Here is a 17063-nt window from a genome sequence, read left to right on the forward strand (position 1 = left end):
AATCGGCAGCATGTTGCGCCTTGCCGTACCCCTGCTGATCGCTGCCTTTGCCGGCAGCGCCCTGGCCGAACCGCCACCCGAGCCCAAGGTTGAGAAAACCGTGGCCGAGGACGACCAGGTCCGCATCGAGGAGCTGAAAGTGCGCGGCGAGACCAAGAAGGTCACGGTCAAGAACAAGAACAGCAAGGCACCGGACTACGAAATCGTCGTCAACGACGCGGGCCGCGAATCGGCCGGCGGCACTGGCACGGGCCTGCCCAAGAGTGGCTCGGGCACGCGGGTCTGGCGAGTTCTCAATTTCTGATCGCGCGCGGCTCGAGGGCCGCTTTCTGGACCCATGGCCGTTTTCACCGAAGTCAGCCCCGAGCAGGCCCAGGCCCTGCTGGATCATCTCTCCCTCGGACGCCTCACGTCGCTGCGCGGCATTGGCGCCGGCATCGAGAACACGAACTACTTCGTGGACTGCGAGGCCGGCCACTATGTGCTGACGCTGTTCGAGCGCCTGACCGCCGAGCAGCTGCCCTTCTACCTGCGGCTGATGCAGCATCTGGCCCGCAAAGGCGTGCCCGTGCCCGAGCCGCATGCCGACGCCAGCGGAGAAATCCTGTTCGACGTTGCTGGCAAGCCGGCGGCAATAGTCGACCGCCTGCATGGCGGCCATCAGCTCGCGCCCGACGCCTTCCATTGCCGGCAGGTTGGCGCCACGCTGGCCCGCATGCACCTGGCCGGCCAGGACTTTGCGCTGCACCAGCCCAATCTGCGCGGCCTGGCCTGGTGGCGCGAGGTGTCGCCGCAGATCCTGCCCTTCCTGAACGCCGCCGAGGCCGAACTGCTGCAGAGCGAGCTGGCCTACCAGGAGCAGCTGGCCGCGTCGGCTGAATTCAGCCATTTGCTGAAACATCAATCAGGCCCCATCCACGCCGATCTGTTCCGCGACAACGTCATGTTCGAGCCCGGCGAGGGCCCGGGCCGCGAGCGCCTGACCGGCTTCTTCGACTTCTACTTCGCCGGCTGCGACACCTGGCTGTTCGACCTCGCCGTCTGCCTGAACGACTGGTGCATCGACCTGACCGACGGCCGCCTCATCGAAGAACGCGCCAGCGTCTTTGTCGAGGCCTATGAAAGTGCGCGGCCGCTTTCAGGCGCCGAACATCGCCTGCTGCCTGCCCTGCTGCGCGCCGCGGCCTTCCGCTTCTGGTTGTCGCGTCTGTACGACCTGCACCTGCCGCGCGAGGCCAGCCTGCTGAAGGCCCACGACCCGCGCCACTTCGAACGCGTGCTGCGTGAGCGCATCGCCAAGCCCTGGCATGCCCTGCACAACGGAGCGGCAGCATGACCATGCAGCTGCACCTGCAGCAGGTGCCGGCGGGCAATGGCCGGCTCTGGATACGCCATGGCTTCAAGGTCTTCCGCCGCGCGCCCCTGGCGCTGGCCTGCCTGTTCGGCCTTTTCATGTTCGTCGCCTGCGCGGTGCTGCTGGTGCCCGGTGTCGGCGTGATGCTGTTCCTGGCCTCGCTGCCGCTGCTGTCGCTGGGCTTCATGCTCGCCACCCACCTGGTGCTGCAGAAGAAGACACCGACCGTCAGCGTCTTCATCGCACCGCTGAAGCTGACGGCTGAACGCCGGCGCAGCCAGCTGCTGCTGTGCGGCGGCTATGCCACGGCCGTGCTGCTGATCGGTCTGCTGGCCGAATGGGTGGACGGCGGCGCGGGCCGGGAGTTCATGACCCGCTGGATGGCCGGCGACGCCAACGGCATGGCCGACAGCTTCGCCGACCCGCACCTGGCCTGGGGCATGAGCCTGCGCTTCGGCCTGGCCATGCTGCTCACCGTGCCCTACTGGCACGCGCCGGCCCTGGTGCACTGGGGCGGCCAGGGGGCGGCCCAGGCGCTGTTCTCCAGCGCCCTGGCCCTGTGGCGCAACCGCGCGGCCTTCGTGCTGAACGGGCTGCTGTGGGGTCTCATCATGCTGGCCGCCGGCATCCTGCCCGCGCTGCTGCTCGGCGCCCTCGGGCTGACCCTGCTGATCCCCGTCGTCGGCATGTTGGCCAGCATCGTGGCGTCGACGGTGTTCTACGCCTCGCTGTACTTCACCTTCGTCGACTGCTTCATGTTCGGCGCCCCGCAGAACCTGCTGGACGACCAGCAGGCCTGACGCATCGATCGGTGGACCGGGAGGTTCACCGATGCCGCGTTTTTAACGCGGATGACATGCTGGTTTCCTACATTGCGCGACTCGTGCCGGGCAGGCGCGTGATCCGCGCCCGCCCGGCTGTGCAGTCTTTTTCTGTAGCAGCCGCCAAATGTCCGAACCCCTGAATCGTCGCCACGCCCTCAAGTACATGGGCGCGCCCCTGATGCTCCCGCTGGGAGGCACGGCCGTCGCCAGCCTGCTGACCGGCTGCGGCGGTGGCAGCGACGACAACAGCGCCCCCCTCGCCACCTACTCGTCTGCCAGCTTCGTGGCCATGGCCGCGCCCAGCCTGGCCGCACCGGCCGACATGGCCAAGACCCTCGTCAACTCGACGCTGATGGTCAAGTTCAGCGACGACAGCAGCCAGGGCTTCTCGCTGTCCTATGCCCCCTTCTTCACGACCGGCGAGATGGTCACCGACGGCAAGGGCGGCAAGATCCTGGCCGGCGGCTATGTCGACTTCGCCGGCGCACCCATCGTCGACAAGACGGTGGCCGGCAAGGAGCGCCAGTTCTTCAGCGACTCGCCGGACGGCACCACGCTGCGCAAGCTCGACACCGCGGTGACCGTTCCCGGCATCAAGGGCAACCCCGTCTTCGCCGTCGTGCAGTTCGAATACACGACGCGCGCCCAGGACGACAAGACCGACATGTACGGCAAGCTGCCCTCGCCCATCGCCGTGCTGACGCTGGACCAGGACCCCGCCACCGGCAAGCTGACGCTGGCCAAGTACCACAACGTCGACACCTCGCCCGCCATGGGCCTGTGGATCACCTGCGGCGCCAGCATTTCGCCCTGGGGCTCGCATCTGTCCAGCGAGGAGTACGAGCCGGACGCCTTCACGATCGCGTCCAACACGATGTTCAAGGACTACAGCCGCAACCTGTTCGGCGACGAGACCAAGGCCAACCCCTACCACTACGGCCACCTGCCCGAAGTGACGGTCAACGGCGACGGCACCGGCACCATCAAGAAGCATTACTGCATGGGCCGCATCTCGCATGAGCTGATCCAGGTCATGCCCGACAACCGCACCGCCATCATGGGCGACGACGCCACCAACGGCGGCTTCTTCATGTTCGTCGCCAACACCGAGAAGGACCTCTCGGCCGGCAGCCTCTACGTCGCCAAGTTCGGCGCCGGCTTCTCGCTGGACCCCGCCGCCGCCGGTGCGCCCATCACCTGGATCAAGCTCGGCTCGGCCACCAGCGCCGAGATCAAGGCCCTTGCCGACACGCTCAAGCCCACCGACATCATGGACGTGGCCACCACCGACCCGGCCGACGCCACGTTCACCAAGATCTGGCTCAGCGGCAAGGTGCAGTGGGTGCGCGTCAAGGCCGGCATGGACAAGGCCGCCGCCTTCCTCGAGACCCATCGCTACGCCGCGCTGAAGGGCGGTTCCATGGCCTTCACCAAGATGGAAGGCACGACCGTCAACATCAAGGACAAGGTCGCCTACTCGGCCCTGCAGAACATGCAGAGCTCCATGGTCAAGGGCAACGCCGCCTGGAACGCCGACTACAACATCGGCATCGACAAGGCCCTGAACGCCGGCGGCGTGCTGGCCCACACGCTGAGCACGGGCCAGAAGGACACGGCCGGCACGGCCATCAACAGCGACTGGGTGCCGTCGCTGACCAAGACCCTGCTGGTCGGCGAAGACCTGGCCACGGCCGACGCCCTGGGCAACTTGGCCAACCCCGACAAGATCGGCGCGCCGGACAACCTGAAGTTCTCGGAGAAGCTGCGCACCCTCTTCATCGGCGAGGACAGCAGCTACCACGTCAACAACTTCGTCTGGGCCTACAACGTCGACACCAAGGTGCTGAGCCGCATCGCCTCCATGCCCTCCGGCGCCGAGGCGACCGGCCTGGGCGTCGTGGACGACATCAACGGCTGGACCTATATCACCGCCAACTTCCAGCACCCCGGCGACTGGGTTGCCAGCCTGCACGGCAAGGTACAAGCCACACTGGACCCGCTGGTGCGCGCCAACTACAACAACCGCTTCGGCGCCCAGGTCGGCTATCTGACCGGTGCCATCACCAGCATCAACCTGGCCAAGAAGCCGGTCTGACGGCTCGTCACGCGTGGCGTGTCACACAAGGGCTGCGCGAGCAGCCCTTTTTCATGGCGTCGTCTCGTCGTCGACTTCGCGAGCCGCGGCGGCACTCAGCTCGCCGGTGCCCGCACGGCGGCGCTCGCGGTCCTGCTGCTTGCCCAGCGCCGAGTCGAGCGCCCGCGTCAACTTGTCGGCGGCGCCCTCGATCGCCTGATGCAGGCTTTCGGCCTGGTGCTTGACCGCGATGTTCTTGACCCCTGCCACGCGCGCTTCCAGCAGGCAGCGCATGTCATCGGGACCCGACTTCTCGCCGCTGTTCATGTCGCCGAGGTGCGCCTCTACATGCGTCACCTGGCCCTGGTAATGGCCGACGGCGTCGCGGATCACGCCCTCGACATGCTCGATCAGCTTCTCATGGCCCTCGACATGGTTGTCGGTCTCGATCTGCACCTGCATGGCATTTCCTTTCGGCGCGCGAAAGTCGCGCGGTTGGAGACGAGGGGCAAGCAGCGTGCCCTGCGGCGCTTCAATGCATTTTGCGAAGTCGCTGGAGGCGCTAAGGTTTCCGGGTAGCGACGGGGTCTTCGCCGTAGTCACCTTCCAGCCAACCGTGATACCCCATGCACATACCGTCGCCGTCTTTGAGGTCCAGCTCCACGTCGATCTCTTCAGTATTCAGGTTCACAAGCCGAGCGTGAACGGCGACCTCCACACGTTGGGTCTGATTCGCGAGCGCACCTGTCACACCATCGAGCACCATCATCAAGCCATACAAGGCGTCGTCGATCCCCTTTTTTGCAGCGGCTTGCGCCTCAGCGGAAAGTGTCTGGTCTATTTGATCAATCGCATATCCGCGGACATCTTCAAACAGGATCCGCCCCGTCGCATGCTGCAACCAAAGTTCAAGCGCCCGATCTCCCTGAGGCGGTTCATGAAGTTCAAATTGCCATGACGCCATAGATGCGGCTCCTGCGCTTGCGCTCAACGTGTTCTCGGGAGAAAACCAGCACCGCTTAGACATCCAAGCCGCACCACAACACAACCAGGATCAGGCGCTGCAAGCGCTTGGTTCGTCTGAACGTTCTAGAAAAATTGCCGGGCGAAAAAGTCACTAGATTTCCGACAAAAGCGCGCCGTCAGCGCTCCCGGGGAATCGCATAGGTGCCGGTCGCGTGTGCCACCGGCTCGTCCTCACCCTCCGAGAAGATCCACACCTCGCCCACCGCCAGCGTCTTGCCCAGCTTCATCAGCCGGCAGCGCGCCATGATGCGCCGGTCGGCGCGCGGTTTACGCAGGAAGTTGATGGAGAGGTTGGTCGTCACCGCCAGCGGCACGATGCCGATGCGCGCCAGGATGGCCAGATACAGGGCCACATCGGCCAGGGTCATCATGACCGGGCCCGACACGGTGCCGCCCGGCCTCAGCTCGCTCTCGCCCACCGGGTGGGCGACGACGACGCTGCCATCGGTCTCATCCACCTCTTCCAGGGTGCAGCGGTTCTGCGGGAACTCGGCCTTCAGAAAGGCATTCAGCTCCGCGTGTGAGGGGCGGTGTTCGGTCATGGTCAATTGCAAGGAATTGCGAAGACAGCGCCGGCGAGCCTAGCACCGGCTCAGAATCGGCTCATGAACCTCACCGACCGCGGCTTCACGGGCTCCATCCCCGAGCTCTACGAGCGCTATATGGTGCCGCTGATCTTCGAGCCCTATGCGACCGACCTGGCTGCCCGGGTGGCGGCCCTGCAGCCCGCGCAGGTGTTGGAGATCGCCGCCGGCACCGGGGTGCTGACGCGCCGGCTGGTCACCGAGCTGCCACCGGAGGTCGGCATCATCGCCAGCGACCTGAACGCAACCATGATCGACATGGCCGCCACGCTGGGCACGGAGCGCCCCGTCGAATGGCGGTTGGCGGATGCGATGGACCTGCCCTTCGAGGACGCCAGCTTCGACCTCGTGGCCTGCCAGTTCGGCGCCATGTTCTTCCCCGACAAGGCGCTGGCCTTTGCCGAGATCCGCCGCGTGCTGAAGCCGGGCGGTTATTTCCTGTTCAACGTCTGGGACCACATCGACAGCAACGAGCTGGCCAGAACGGCCACCGAAGCCCTGGCCCAAGCCTTCCCCGACGACCCGCCGCGCTTCATGGCCCGCACACCGCACGGCTATCACGACATCCACGTGCTGCGCGCCGATCTCGCCGCCGGCGGCTTCGAGCGCGAGGCCGACATCGTCACGCTGCCGCTGCGTGCCAAGGCCGACTCGCCGTCGCCCGCGGCCCTGGGCTATTGCCAGGGCACGCCGCTGCGCACCGAGATCGAGGCCCGCGCGCCGGGCCGCCTGCCCGAGATGACAGCCCTGGTCGCCCGCGCCTTTGCCGATCGCTTCGGCGCCGGGCCTCTCGATACACGCATCCAGGCCCACGTGGTGATCATCGGGCGATAGCCACTTGGGTTTGCGGGCCGAGCGCCTGGCCGCTCCCTAGCCGGCCCGCCTATGGCGATGTGCTTGCGGCTCAATGCCGCAAGCATTGCCGTCCCCTCGGGGGACCGACCAGACTCGCTCGCGAGACTGGGCGAGGGGCTTCAATCGATCGGCGTCAGCTTCGCCACCGACAAGGCGAGCCACTTGGTGCCATGCCGGCCGAAGTTCACCTGGGCACGCGCATCCGCACCCGTGCCTTCCAGCGTCAGCAGCACGCCTTCGCCGAACTTGTTGTGGAAGACGCCCTTGCCGACGCGCAGGCCGCCATGCTCTTCCGAGACCTTCTGCTTCATGCTGGCCGGCACCGGCGGCTCCACCCAGGCTGCCTTCTGAACATTGCCCGCACCCACCATGCCCTTCAGCCCCGAGCCGCGCTGCCAGGCCTGCTGGTACTCGCGCGCAAAGCCCGATCCGAAGCCCTGGTTGCGCGGCGTCAGCCACTTCAGCGCCTCCTCGGGCAGCTCGTCGAAGAAGCGGCTCTTGATGTGATAACGGGTCTGTCCATGCAGCATGCGGGTCTGGCAGAAGCTGAGTGACAGCTTCTTGCGCGCCCGCGTGATGGCCACGTACATGAGGCGACGTTCCTCCTCCAGCCCGTCATGGTCGGACATGGAGTTCTCGTGCGGGAACAGCCCTTCTTCCAGGCCGGTGATGAAGACGGCGTCGAATTCCAGGCCCTTGGCCGAATGCACCGTCATCAGCTGCACGGCATCCTGGCCGGCCTGGGCCTGGTTGTCGCCGGCCTCCAGCGAGGCATGCGTCAGGAAGGCCACGAGCGGCGACATGATTTCGCCGGTCTCTGCATCCGGCACCGCGCCTGGCGTGCCGGCCTCAGCAACCTCGTCGACGGGCAGCCCCACGGCGTTCTTGCCGAAGCCCTCCTGCATGACGAAGGCCTCGGCCGCATTGATCAGTTCGTCCAGGTTCTCCAGCCGCTCGGCGCCGTCCTTGTCGGTGCGGTAGAAGTCCAGCAGGCCCGAGGTTTCCAGCACCTGCTCGATGATCTCGCGCAGCGTCATGCCCTGGGTCAGGTTGCGCGTCGAGTCGATCAGGTTGGTGAAGGCGACCAGGTTGGCGCCGCCCTTGCCGGTGATGGCGCCCACGCTTTGATAGAGGCTGCGGCCCGAGGCCTTGGCGGCGTCCTGCAGGTTCTCCAGCGTCTTGGCACCGATGCCACGGGTCGGGAAGTTGACGACGCGCAGGAAGCTGGTGTCGTCGTTGGCGTTCTCCAGCAGGCGCAGATAGGCCAGCGCATGCTTGACTTCGGCGCGCTCGAAGAAGCGCAGGCCGCCGTAGACGCGGTAAGGGATGCCCGAGTTGAACAGCGCCGATTCGATGACGCGCGACTGCGCATTGCTGCGGTAGAGGATGGCAATTTCCTGCCGGTCCAGGCCGCCGCGGTGCAGGCTCTGGATCTCCTCGATGACCCATTGCGCCTCGGCAAAGTCGCTCGGCGCCTCCTGCACGCGGATGGGCTCGCCCTGGCCGGCGTCGGTGCGCAGCGTCTTGCCCAGGCGCTGGGTGTTGCGGCTGATCAGCTCGTTGGCCGCGTCCAGGATGTGGCCGAAGCTGCGGTAGTTCTGCTCCAGCTTGATGACCTTCTTGACGCGGTACTCGCGCTCGAAGTCGGCCATGTTGCCGACGCGCGCGCCGCGGAAGGCGTAGATGCTCTGGTCGTCGTCGCCCACGGCCAGCACGCTCTGGCCGTCATCCCGCCCCGGCGGGGCGAACATCTTCAGCCAGGCGTACTGCAGCTTGTTGGTGTCCTGGAACTCGTCCACCAGGATGTGGCGGAAGCGCCGCTGGTAGTGGTCACGCACAGCCTGGTTGTCGCGCAGCAGCTCATAGCTGCGCAGCATCAGCTCGGCGAAGTCCACCACGCCTTCGCGCTGGCACTGGTCCTCGTAGTTGGCGTAGATCTCGACCATCTTCTTGGTCTGCTCGTCGCGCTGCTCCACGTCACCAGGGCGCAGGCCGTCTTCCTTGCAGCCGGCGATGAACCAGCCGACCTGTTTGGGCACGAAACGCTCTTCATCCAGCTTCATGGCCTTGATGACACGCTTGACGGCCGAGGTCGTGTCGCTGGCGTCCAGGATCTGGAAGGCTTGCGGCAGATGCGCCAGCTTCCAGTGCGCACGCAGGAAGCGGTTGCACAGGCCGTGAAAGGTGCCAATCCACATGCCGCGCACATTGAAGGGCAGCATGGTGGACAGGCGCGCCAGCATTTCCTTGGCGGCCTTGTTCGTGAAGGTCACGGCCATCACGCCGCCGGGGCTGACCTGGCCGGTGTTCAGCAGCCAGGCGATGCGCGTCGTCAGCACGCGGGTCTTGCCCGAGCCGGCGCCGGCGAGGATGAGGGCGGGTTCCGGAGCGGCGGTGACGGCGGCCAGTTGCTCGGGGTTGAGGTTGCGCAGCAGCGGGCTGGACGCGGCGTCGACCACAGCGTCGACAGGAAAGGAAGTCATTCCGGCATTTTAGAGAACGCCCTCTTACAGACCCGGCCGGCGGCGGCCGGCCCGTCCGGCTTCGTTGGCGATACTTCTGGTTTTCCCGCAAGACCCCAGCTTCCGAATGCCTCGTCTCTCTCTCGCCCTGGGCGCCGTCGCCCTCAGCCTCGCCTCGCAAACCACCCAGGCGCAGGACACGCCGGACGGCAAGTGGCATGGCGGCCTCAGCGTCTCCGGCGCCTTCGCCAGCGGCAACAACAGCAGCCGCGCCCTGGCCGCCAATGCGGACGCCAGCGTCGCCACGGCCGAAGACAAGCTCAGCCTCTACGGCATCGCCAACTACGGCCGCAACAAGGTCGAAGGCGTCGACACCACGACAGCCGACCTGCTGCGCCTGGGCGGCCGCTACGACTTCAACCTCGGCCCGCAATGGTTCTCCTTCGCCGGTGCGGAAGGCGAGACCAACAAGGCCGGCGGCGTGCGCGACCGCTACAACCTCAACGGTGGTCTCGGCTACCACCTCATCAAGGACGATGCCACCAACTGGGACATCTTCAGCGGTGTCGGCTACACCACCACCCGCCTGACCGACGGCAGCACGGCCAAGGGCGCGCAAGTGCTGTTCGGCGAGGAGTCCAGCCACAAGGTCAGCGAGACGACGACGCTGAAGCAGCGCCTGGTCTACTACCCCGGCGGTGGCGACCTGGGCAACCGCGCCACCTTCGATGCCGGTCTGGCCACGCAGATCCTGGGTGGCTGGACGCTGAACGTCGGCCTGTCCAGCCGCTACGCCAGCCGCGTGCCCATCGGCACCAAGAAGACCGATAACCTCTTGACCGTCGGCTTCGGCTACAAGTTCTGACGCGGGATCGGCCGCCTCGGCTGCCACGAAACCCACCGATACCCACGGCAATATTGCCGTGCGCCGCCAGGGTGATCCCTAGCGTTTGGAGCGAGGTCCCTCTCCACAATCCGCGCCGCTTGCGCCGGCAGTGGCGTGGGCGTTCGCTTCATTCCCAGACCACATCACATGTCCAACATTCTTCGCCTCATGCTCCTGGCCGCATCGTCGGCCCTTCTCGTCGGGTGCGCCGGCACCAACTTCAAGCGTCCCGATTCCGGCGCGTTGGAGGTCGGCAAGTCGACAGCAGCCCAGATCACGCAGGTCATGGGTGCGCCCCAGCAGACGGGTGAATTGCTGCGCAACGGCGAGAAGCTGAAGCAGTCACGCTACGCGTACGCCGAAGGTGCCGGCTCGGGCAAGTACCCGGGCGTGACGCCGGCTCGCGCGCAGGTGTTCCTGACCTTCAACGACGTGCTGGTGGCGGAAGAATTCGTCAGCTCGTTTCCCAACGATGCCACCGACTTTGACGACACCAAGGTCAGCGCCATCACCAAGGGCAAGTCCACCCGCGCCGAGGTGACCGCACTGCTGGGCAACCCCAACGGCAAGGGTGTTCATCCCTTCATCAAGAACAAGACGGAAACCGCGTTCATCTACAGCTACTCCCACGTCAAGGGCAGCGTCTTCAACATGAAGTTCTATGCGAAGACGCTGATCGTGTCCTTCGACGCGGCGGGGGTCGTCACGGACGTGGAATACACCTCCACCGGCGAGAAGTAACGTCAGCCTCACCACCCCGCAAGCAGCCGGCCGCCGTGAGGCGCCGGCTGTTTTCGTTGGGGCCTAGCCGCGGCCGCCGCGCCGCATCTTGCCGGCCCGGCCGGCCTTGGACCATTCATAGGCCTCGCCGTCCGGCGTTTTGCCTCCCTCCACGGCCGAGACGCCGGGCTTCCCCACACTCTCGTCCAGCTCGGTCGAGATGCTGACGTGGCCATGCCCCGCCCTGCGCCGGTCTTCGGCCCAGGCCAGGGCCTGGGTCAGCTCCTTGCTGCTGAAGAACTGGCAGACCGGTGCCGCTTCCTCACCCGCACCTTCCAGCCAATACACGACGATGCCCAATGCGCTCTCCGGTTTCAGTGTTGGGCCGCGAGCCTAGCGGCAATCCAGCGCCCCACTTCGCGCTCCAGCAGGTCCAGGGGCATGGGGCCGCCGCGCAGCACGGCATCGTGGAAGTCGCGCAGGTCGAAGCGGGCTCCCAGCTCGCGCTCGGCCTTCTCGCGCAGCGCGCGGATGCGCAACTCGCCCAGCTTGTAGCCCAGGGCCTGGGCCGGCCAGCCGATGTAGCGGTCGACCTCGGTCTCAATGAAGCCGGCGCCGAGAGCCGTGTGCTCACGCAGATAGACCACGGCCTGCTCGCGGGTCCAGCCCTTGGCATGCAGGCCGGTATCAACGACGAGGCGGCAGGCCCGCCAGATCTCGAAGGACAGGCGGCCAAAGTGTTCGTGGGCGTCGCGGTACAGGCCCATCTCCACGCCCAGGTGCTCGGCGTACAGGGCCCAGCCTTCGACATAGGCATTCAGGTCGTCCAGGCGCCGGAAGGCCGGCAGGTCGTCGCGCTCCTGGGCCAGCGCGATCTGAAGGTGGTGGCCGGGCACGCCTTCGTGCAGGGTCCACGCCGTCAAGCTGTACAGCGGGCTCTGCTCCACCGCGTCGAAGTTGACCAGCACCGTGCCCGCCACGCCCTGGGGCAGGCTGCCCGGGTTGTAGCCCGAGGACGATTCCTTCATCTCCGGCGCCACCACGCGCACGCCATAGGTCAGCTGCGGCAGGCGGCGGAAATAGGCCGGCAGCAGCGCATCGGCGCGCTTGGCGACGTCGCGGGTGCGGGTCACATAGTCGTCCAGGCTTGCGGCGCGAAAGCGCGGGTCGGCGCGCAGCTGCTCCGAGAACGCCGCCAGGCTGTCGCCGAAGCCGGTGGTGGCCATCACCTGCCGCATCTCGGCCTCGATGCGGGCCACCTCCTTCAGCCCCAGCACATGGATGTCCTCGGGTGACAGGCGCGTGGACGCCTGGCGGCGGATCAGGTAGGAGTAATAGGCCTTGCCATCGGGCACGGAAGAGATGCCCAGGGCCGGGCTGGCCGCCGGCACCACCACGCGCTCGAACAGCTCGGCCATCTCTCGCTCGGCCGGCTTCACGGCCTGCTGCAGCAGGGCCAGGCCCTCGGCCAGCAGCCGTGCCCGCGACGGCAAGGGTGAATCGGCCAGCGGCTTCAGCAGCGCATGGGCCTCGGCCGGCTGATCGGCCCTGGCTCTCAGCGTTGCTGCCGCGCGCTCGGCGATGAGGCGCGGCCGCACGAAGCCGCTGGCCGCGCCACGCCGGAGGTTGCCCGCCTGGGCGCGGTAATAGGCCGGAAAGGCCGCAATCTTGGCCAGCCAGGCGCGCGCCTGCGCCTCGTCGCGCAGCACCACGCCATCGGCCGCGTAGTTGGGCACGGTGTAGAAGCCGTCGCCACCGATATAGGGCAGGCGCGCCTCGTCGAAGGCCAGGCCCTGCAGGTCGAGATCGACACGCTCGGCTAGCAGGTCGCGGCTCAAGGCATCCTCGGGTGACAGCCGGGCCTGGGCGAGTGCGGCGAGACGGGCCTGCAACTTCTGCAGGCGCTGCCGGCGTTCCGCCAGAGCGGGCGCGCTGTCGTCCGGCCAGCGCGCGAGCGCCGTGGCATCGCCCAGCAGCGCGCCACGCAGGGGGTCGGTGGCGCGCAGATGCACGTCGTAATCCGACAGCACCTGCCGCCAGGAGCTGGTGGCCGATGCAGGCGCGGCCATGGCCAGCGGCAGGCCCGCAAGCAGGGGCAGAAGGGCGAGGCGGACCGCTCGAAGCATGCAGGCTCCCATGTTGGCACCGGCATCATGGCACGGCCAATTGCTTGCCAAAAGCAACCATATTGCTGATGATGCGCCCATGACCGCCTCGACCCAAGCCCTGGACATCCGCGCCTTCAACCGCTTCTACACGCGCCGCATCGGCGTGCTGGCGCCCAAGCTGCCCGACAGCGACTTCACCCTGCCCGAGGCCCGCGTGCTGTGGGAACTGGCCCACCACGCGCCGGTCAGCGCGTCGACGCTGAGCAAGGGCCTGCAGCTCGACGCCGGCTATATGAGCCGGCTGCTGCGCGGCCTGAAGAACCGCGGCCTGCTGGCCGAACAGGCCCACCCCAAGGACGGCCGCCAGACCCTGCTCAAGCTCAGTGCCGCCGGCAAGCGCGCCTTCGCGCCGCTGGACCGCGAAGGCACGGCCAAGGCCGAGGCCATGCTGGCGCCGCTGTCCGCGCCGCAGCGTCAACTGCTGCTGGGCTCGATGGCGCGCATCCAGGCCATGCTGGAGCCTGACGCTGCGGCACCCGTGGAACTGCGCCCGCCCCAACCCGGCGATCTGGGCTGGATCGTCGAGCGCCACGGCGCCTTCTATGCCGCTGAGTTCGGTCTGGAAGTCAGCTTCGAAGCCCTGGTCGCTCGCATCTGCGCCGACTTCGTCGACCGCTTCCAGCCCGAGCGCGAGGCTTGCTGGATCGCCGCGCGCGGCGCCGAGCGTCTGGGCAGCGTGATGCTGGTCCAGGCCCGCGATGACAAGACCGACAAGCCACGCCCGGGCGTCGCCAAGCTGCGCCTGCTGCTGCTGGAGCCCCATGCCCGCGGCCTGGGCCTGGGCAAGCGCCTGGTGCGCCAGTGCAGCGACTTCGCGCGCGCGGCCGGCTACCAGCGCATCGTGCTGTGGACGCAAAGCGAGCTGCTCTCCGCCCGCGCCATCTATGCGGCCGAGGGCTACCAGCTCATCCGCAGCGAGGCCGGCCACGGCTTTGGCATTGATGTGGTCAACGAGATCTGGGAGCTGGTCCTCTAGGCCGCATCGCTCGGCAGGACCGAGCCGCTAGAGTGCCGGGCATGGACATGCCCTGCCCTTGCGGCCGCTCCGCCTCCTATGCCAGCTGCTGCGGCGCTCTGCACCAGGCCTTCGCTGAAAGGCGCGGCCTGACCGCCGCCACGCCCGAAGCCCTGATGCGCTCGCGCTATTCGGCCTTTGTGCTGGACCTGCGCGACTACCTGCTCGCCAGCTGGCATGCCAGCACCCGGCCTGCGGAGTTGGAAGCCCCCGAGCCCGGCCTGAAGTGGCTGGGTCTGGACGTGAAGCGCAGTGCCCTGCAGGACGCCGAACATGGCACCGTGGAGTTCGTCGCCCGCAGCAAGCTGGGTGGCCGGGCGCACCGCCTCCATGAGATCAGCCGCTTCGTGCGCGAGAACGGCGAGTGGTTCTACGTGGATGGCGATCTCAAAAATTGACTCTGACCCTGCTTTATCGGGACGAGCACCTCGTTGCCATCGACAAGCCTTCCGGCCTGCTCGTGCATCGCACGCAGCTCGCCGCCGGCGAGGACGAGGCGGCGCTGCAGCTGCTGCGCGACCAGCTCGGCCGGACGGTGTGGCCCGTGCACCGGCTGGACCGCGGCACCTCGGGGGTGCTGCTGTTTGCGCTGTCGTCAGAGGTGGCATCGCTGCTCGGCGCGATGTTCGAGCAGGGACAGATGGACAAGCGCTATCTGGCCCTGGTGCGCGGCTGGCCGCAGGCCGACGAGGGGATGATCGACCACCCATTGGCACGCGACCCGGAGTTGCCGTCGGCCGGACAGACGATGTTGGAGGCGCAGACGCGCTGGCGGGTGCTGCAGCGCCTCGAATGGCCCGTCGTCACCGACTCGCGCTTCGCCACCACCCGCGTCGCCTTGCTGGAAGCCGAGCCCATGCAGGGCCGCCGTCACCAGATCCGCCGCCACCTCAAGCACATCGCCCACCCCATCCTGGGCGATGCGACCCATGGCAAGGGGCCGCTGAACCGCGCCGTCGCGGCCCACCTCGGCCTGCAGCGGCTGTGGCTGCACGCGGCGCGGCTGAGCTTCACCCACCCGCTGAGCGGCGCGGCGCTGAACGTCGCGGCTGCGCCGACCGGTTGGGAAAGTGCACTGGCAGCCTAGCGGTGCCAGACCACGATGGGCACCATATAGCTGCCGTTGCTGGTCAACACCAGGGTGTGCTTCTCGAAGACGATGGGCGGCGCCATCAGGCTGACGTTGTCGACGCGATAGGTCGCGATCGTCGCCTGATCGCTGGCCGGCGCGCCGGCGCCCGCCTTGATCTGGCGGAGCAGCAGATGATTGCGCTGCCGCGTCTCGTCTGGATAGACGACGCCGAAGCTGGTCTCGGCATAGAGCCAGTTGCCATTGCGTCCGCCCAGGTGGCTCATGTCCAGGGGCGATGACAGATCCTGGAAGCTGGGCAGCAGCGCATTGCGCAGCGCCGTCGCGCTGGCCTCCGTGCCCAGCAACGCACCGCCCGTGTCCAGACGCACGCCGTGCGGGCGGTAGTCGGCACCGGCGGCGGCGGGACCTGACCACAGCGCCCATTGGCCGGCGCCATCGCCGAACAGGTTCCACGCCCCCAACACCCAGTCCACCCCCTGCTCGACCGCCTGTTTCGCCCCGACCGTACCGTTGGCGGCAACGCGCAAGGTGCGCGGCGTGCTGCCATCGATCCAGGTCAGCAGCAGGCCATCTGCCTGCGCCAGGGCACTCGGGTCACCGGCCCGCGCCAGGGTGCCCAGCGTGATCTCGATGGGATCGCCCACCCAGTCGTTGCCGTTGTGCCGCCTCAGGGTGACGATGTCCCGGCCCGGGCTGTTGGGGGTGTCATAGCGGGTGCCGCGCCAGTAGACCCAGAAGACGGCGCTGCCCTGGGCCATCGCGAATCGCGGCGTGTCGTTGAAGCTGCCCGCGGGCACACGGTCCAGGGGCTCGAAGCTGGCGTAGGCGACGGTCTCGGGTTTGCCGTCCGCATCCAGCCGATACAGGTCGTAGCGGGTGCGGTCGTTGCCGATCGGCGTGCCGCCCATCACCCACAGCGCATTGCCGGTCTGGCCCAGCAGGCTGCCCTTGCCGAAGGCGTTGAACGCCTTGAAGCGCCCATGCGAATCCACGCGGCGCAGCCCGCCCGCTTCGCCCAGCAGCAGGTCGCCACTGCCGGGCAGCGTCAACACCGAGGTGTAGGGCACCGTGGGCGCGGCCCAGTTCAGCGTGATCGGGGTCGCCGCATAGCCATAGCCCTTGTCGCCGCCGTCATAGCCGAGCAGGGTCTGGTCGCTGTCCAGCGCCCGCCCGCCGCCTGAGCCGGCCGCGGCCTCGCGCACCAGACCCAGGGAAGGGGCGTACCAGGAGCTGAGCTTCTGGGTCACGGTCTGGGCCGCCGCGCCGCCGCTGGGCACCACGCGGACCACGGTGGTCGTGTCGATGCGCACGGCCGTCACCGGCTCGCTGCGGAAAGGCAGGTTCACGGTTTCGTTGCCCACGACGGTACGCCAGACGGCCACGTCGGCCGGGTCGATCTTGCCGTCGCGGTCGACGTCCAGGCCGGTCTGCTCGATGCGCTGGTCGATCATGACGATCTGCTCGTTGGCCCGGACCGGCGAGCGCAGCTCGATACCCGAGATCACCACGGGCGACGCGGTCGCCGTGACCCTCAGGGTGCCGGAGAAGCGCACCGTGCCCTGGCTGTCGACGTAGATGTCGAGGCCGGAGTCCGGGTCCTGCGGGTCCGATTCGCGGAAGGTGATGTCGCCGACGGACTTCTGCACGAGCTCCACCTGGTCGGGCCCGCTGCCGTTGAAGCTCTGGTAGCGGTAGGTCCAGTGCGAGCCGTCGCGCATGGGCCTCAGCGACGCGGCCTGCTCCTGCAGCACCGCGCCGGGCACGCCCGCGGTGGGCACGAGGCCGGTCGCCGAGGGCGGCGGCGGCATGGGGCCCGGGTTGGGGTTGCCTCCTCCTCCGCCGCCACCGCCACCGCCTCCACAGGCCGTCAACAGCGTCAACGCCATGGCCGCGATCGGTCCCGCGGCCCTTCTCACACGAAAGGACATGCCCGCTCTCCCTGAGCTTGTTGATGGCGCGCAGGATAAAGGCGGCAGGGCAGTGGCTCGGCAAGTGGCGGGCG

General features: G+C 67.6%; 17 protein-coding genes. 10 read left to right on the forward strand and 7 right to left on the reverse strand.

Going from position 1 to position 17063, the window contains the following annotated elements; all coding sequences use genetic code 11:
* Positions 1 to 10: 10 nt before the first annotated feature.
* The 4 genes from ACS5PN_RS09160 to ACS5PN_RS09175 all read left to right on the forward strand — a co-directional run bounded on the left by ACS5PN_RS09160 (position 11) and on the right by ACS5PN_RS09175 (position 4273).
* Positions 11 to 304, forward strand: a complete 294-nt coding sequence (locus ACS5PN_RS09160) for a hypothetical protein (RefSeq protein WP_439463607.1) — start codon at positions 11 to 13, stop codon at positions 302 to 304.
* Positions 305 to 337: 33 nt separating this feature from the next.
* Positions 338 to 1336 carry a homoserine kinase gene (locus ACS5PN_RS09165; protein ID WP_439463608.1) on the forward strand — a complete coding sequence of 333 codons (999 nt, stop codon included), beginning with the start codon at positions 338 to 340 and terminating at the stop codon, positions 1334 to 1336.
* Positions 1333 to 2154 (forward strand): BPSS1780 family membrane protein, encoded by an 822-nt coding sequence (locus ACS5PN_RS09170; RefSeq protein WP_439463609.1) that lies wholly within the window; start codon positions 1333 to 1335, stop codon positions 2152 to 2154. Before ACS5PN_RS09165 ends, ACS5PN_RS09170 begins: the two co-directional genes overlap by 4 nt.
* 148 nt (positions 2155 to 2302) lie before the next feature.
* Positions 2303 to 4273, forward strand: coding sequence for a PhoX family protein (locus ACS5PN_RS09175; protein ID WP_439463610.1), 1971 nt, complete (start codon positions 2303 to 2305; stop codon positions 4271 to 4273).
* A gap of 51 nt (positions 4274 to 4324) precedes the next feature.
* Here the strand turns inward: ACS5PN_RS09175 and ACS5PN_RS09180 are convergent, their stop codons facing one another.
* The 3 genes from ACS5PN_RS09180 to ACS5PN_RS09190 form a co-directional block, all read right to left on the reverse strand.
* Positions 4325 to 4714 carry an HPF/RaiA family ribosome-associated protein gene (locus ACS5PN_RS09180; RefSeq protein WP_439463611.1) on the reverse strand — a complete coding sequence of 130 codons (390 nt, stop codon included), beginning with the start codon at positions 4712 to 4714 and terminating at the stop codon, positions 4325 to 4327.
* Between the two features lie 100 nt (positions 4715 to 4814).
* Positions 4815 to 5216, reverse strand: a complete 402-nt coding sequence (locus ACS5PN_RS09185; RefSeq protein WP_439463612.1) for a hypothetical protein — start codon at positions 5214 to 5216, stop codon at positions 4815 to 4817.
* Positions 5217 to 5394: 178 nt separating this feature from the next.
* Positions 5395 to 5820, reverse strand: coding sequence for a PaaI family thioesterase (locus ACS5PN_RS09190; RefSeq protein ID WP_439463613.1), 426 nt, complete (start codon positions 5818 to 5820; stop codon positions 5395 to 5397).
* Between the two features lie 63 nt (positions 5821 to 5883).
* Between ACS5PN_RS09190 and ACS5PN_RS09195 the strand changes: the two genes are divergently transcribed.
* On the forward strand, positions 5884 to 6696 hold the full coding sequence (locus tag ACS5PN_RS09195; RefSeq protein ID WP_439463614.1) for a class I SAM-dependent methyltransferase: 813 nt from the start codon (positions 5884 to 5886) through the stop codon (positions 6694 to 6696).
* Positions 6697 to 6836: 140 nt separating this feature from the next.
* On the opposite strand, the gene ACS5PN_RS09200 is transcribed toward ACS5PN_RS09195, so the two are convergent.
* The gene (locus ACS5PN_RS09200; RefSeq protein WP_439463615.1) at positions 6837 to 9200 is read right to left on the reverse strand and encodes a UvrD-helicase domain-containing protein; all 2364 of its coding nucleotides are present in this window, start codon (positions 9198 to 9200) and stop codon (positions 6837 to 6839) included.
* A gap of 106 nt (positions 9201 to 9306) precedes the next feature.
* Here ACS5PN_RS09200 and ACS5PN_RS09205 point away from each other — a divergent pair, with 106 nt between their 5' ends.
* Both ACS5PN_RS09205 and bamE read left to right on the forward strand, forming a co-directional pair.
* Positions 9307 to 10044 (forward strand): DUF481 domain-containing protein, encoded by a 738-nt coding sequence (locus tag ACS5PN_RS09205; protein WP_439463616.1) that lies wholly within the window; start codon positions 9307 to 9309, stop codon positions 10042 to 10044.
* A 168-nt stretch (positions 10045 to 10212) separates the two neighbouring features.
* Positions 10213 to 10806, forward strand: a complete 594-nt coding sequence (gene bamE / locus ACS5PN_RS09210; protein WP_439463617.1) for an outer membrane protein assembly factor BamE domain-containing protein — start codon at positions 10213 to 10215, stop codon at positions 10804 to 10806.
* 63 nt (positions 10807 to 10869) lie between these two features.
* Here bamE and ACS5PN_RS09215 read toward each other — a convergent pair whose 3' ends face one another.
* The gene (locus ACS5PN_RS09215) at positions 10870 to 11145 is read right to left on the reverse strand and encodes a hypothetical protein (RefSeq protein WP_439463618.1); all 276 of its coding nucleotides are present in this window, start codon (positions 11143 to 11145) and stop codon (positions 10870 to 10872) included.
* 14 nt (positions 11146 to 11159) lie between these two features.
* Entirely contained in the window at positions 11160 to 12911 is a 1752-nt protein-coding gene (locus ACS5PN_RS09220; protein ID WP_439463619.1) for a DUF885 domain-containing protein, read from the reverse strand.
* Positions 12912 to 12990: 79 nt separating this feature from the next.
* Between ACS5PN_RS09220 and ACS5PN_RS09225 the strand changes: the two genes are divergently transcribed.
* Genes ACS5PN_RS09225 through ACS5PN_RS09235 form a run of 3 tightly spaced genes read left to right on the forward strand, consistent with a single transcriptional unit; the run spans position 12991 to position 15055 of the window.
* The gene (locus ACS5PN_RS09225; protein WP_439463620.1) at positions 12991 to 13929 is read left to right on the forward strand and encodes a bifunctional helix-turn-helix transcriptional regulator/GNAT family N-acetyltransferase; all 939 of its coding nucleotides are present in this window, start codon (positions 12991 to 12993) and stop codon (positions 13927 to 13929) included.
* Positions 13930 to 13970: 41 nt separating this feature from the next.
* Positions 13971 to 14366 (forward strand): YchJ family protein, encoded by a 396-nt coding sequence (locus ACS5PN_RS09230; RefSeq protein ID WP_439463621.1) that lies wholly within the window; start codon positions 13971 to 13973, stop codon positions 14364 to 14366.
* Complete coding sequence (locus ACS5PN_RS09235; protein WP_439463622.1) at positions 14363 to 15055, forward strand: pseudouridine synthase; 693 nt, start codon at positions 14363 to 14365, stop codon at positions 15053 to 15055. The genes ACS5PN_RS09230 and ACS5PN_RS09235 overlap by 4 nt, the downstream gene beginning before the upstream one ends.
* Here ACS5PN_RS09235 and ACS5PN_RS09240 read toward each other — a convergent pair.
* Positions 15052 to 16989, reverse strand: coding sequence for a hypothetical protein (locus ACS5PN_RS09240; protein WP_439463623.1), 1938 nt, complete (start codon positions 16987 to 16989; stop codon positions 15052 to 15054). The two genes, ACS5PN_RS09235 and ACS5PN_RS09240, sit on opposite strands and share 4 nt — an antisense overlap.
* Between the last annotated feature and the right edge of the window lie 74 nt (positions 16990 to 17063).

It is taken from the genome of Roseateles sp. NT4 (assembly GCF_051857475.1).
Lineage (GTDB): Bacteria > Pseudomonadota > Gammaproteobacteria > Burkholderiales > Burkholderiaceae_C > Pelomonas.

Coding starts and splice junctions, on each gene's coding strand:
- ACS5PN_RS09195 (WP_439463614.1), top strand. CDS start 5,884: ATGAACCTCACCGACCGCGGCTTCACGGGCTCCATCCCCGAGCTCTAC.
- bamE (WP_439463617.1), top strand. CDS start 10,213: ATGTCCAACATTCTTCGCCTCATGCTCCTGGCCGCATCGTCGGCCCTT.
- ACS5PN_RS09200 (WP_439463615.1), bottom strand. CDS start 9,200: ATGACTTCCTTTCCTGTCGACGCTGTGGTCGACGCCGCGTCCAGCCCG.
- ACS5PN_RS09230 (WP_439463621.1), top strand. CDS start 13,971: ATGGACATGCCCTGCCCTTGCGGCCGCTCCGCCTCCTATGCCAGCTGC.
- ACS5PN_RS09165 (WP_439463608.1), top strand. CDS start 338: ATGGCCGTTTTCACCGAAGTCAGCCCCGAGCAGGCCCAGGCCCTGCTG.
- ACS5PN_RS09225 (WP_439463620.1), top strand. CDS start 12,991: ATGACCGCCTCGACCCAAGCCCTGGACATCCGCGCCTTCAACCGCTTC.
- ACS5PN_RS09180 (WP_439463611.1), bottom strand. CDS start 4,714: ATGCAGGTGCAGATCGAGACCGACAACCATGTCGAGGGCCATGAGAAG.
- ACS5PN_RS09175 (WP_439463610.1), top strand. CDS start 2,303: ATGTCCGAACCCCTGAATCGTCGCCACGCCCTCAAGTACATGGGCGCG.
- ACS5PN_RS09170 (WP_439463609.1), top strand. CDS start 1,333: ATGACCATGCAGCTGCACCTGCAGCAGGTGCCGGCGGGCAATGGCCGG.
- ACS5PN_RS09205 (WP_439463616.1), top strand. CDS start 9,307: ATGCCTCGTCTCTCTCTCGCCCTGGGCGCCGTCGCCCTCAGCCTCGCC.
- ACS5PN_RS09185 (WP_439463612.1), bottom strand. CDS start 5,216: ATGGCGTCATGGCAATTTGAACTTCATGAACCGCCTCAGGGAGATCGG.
- ACS5PN_RS09160 (WP_439463607.1), top strand. CDS start 11: ATGTTGCGCCTTGCCGTACCCCTGCTGATCGCTGCCTTTGCCGGCAGC.
- ACS5PN_RS09190 (WP_439463613.1), bottom strand. CDS start 5,820: ATGACCGAACACCGCCCCTCACACGCGGAGCTGAATGCCTTTCTGAAG.
- ACS5PN_RS09220 (WP_439463619.1), bottom strand. CDS start 12,911: ATGCTTCGAGCGGTCCGCCTCGCCCTTCTGCCCCTGCTTGCGGGCCTG.
- ACS5PN_RS09240 (WP_439463623.1), bottom strand. CDS start 16,989: ATGTCCTTTCGTGTGAGAAGGGCCGCGGGACCGATCGCGGCCATGGCG.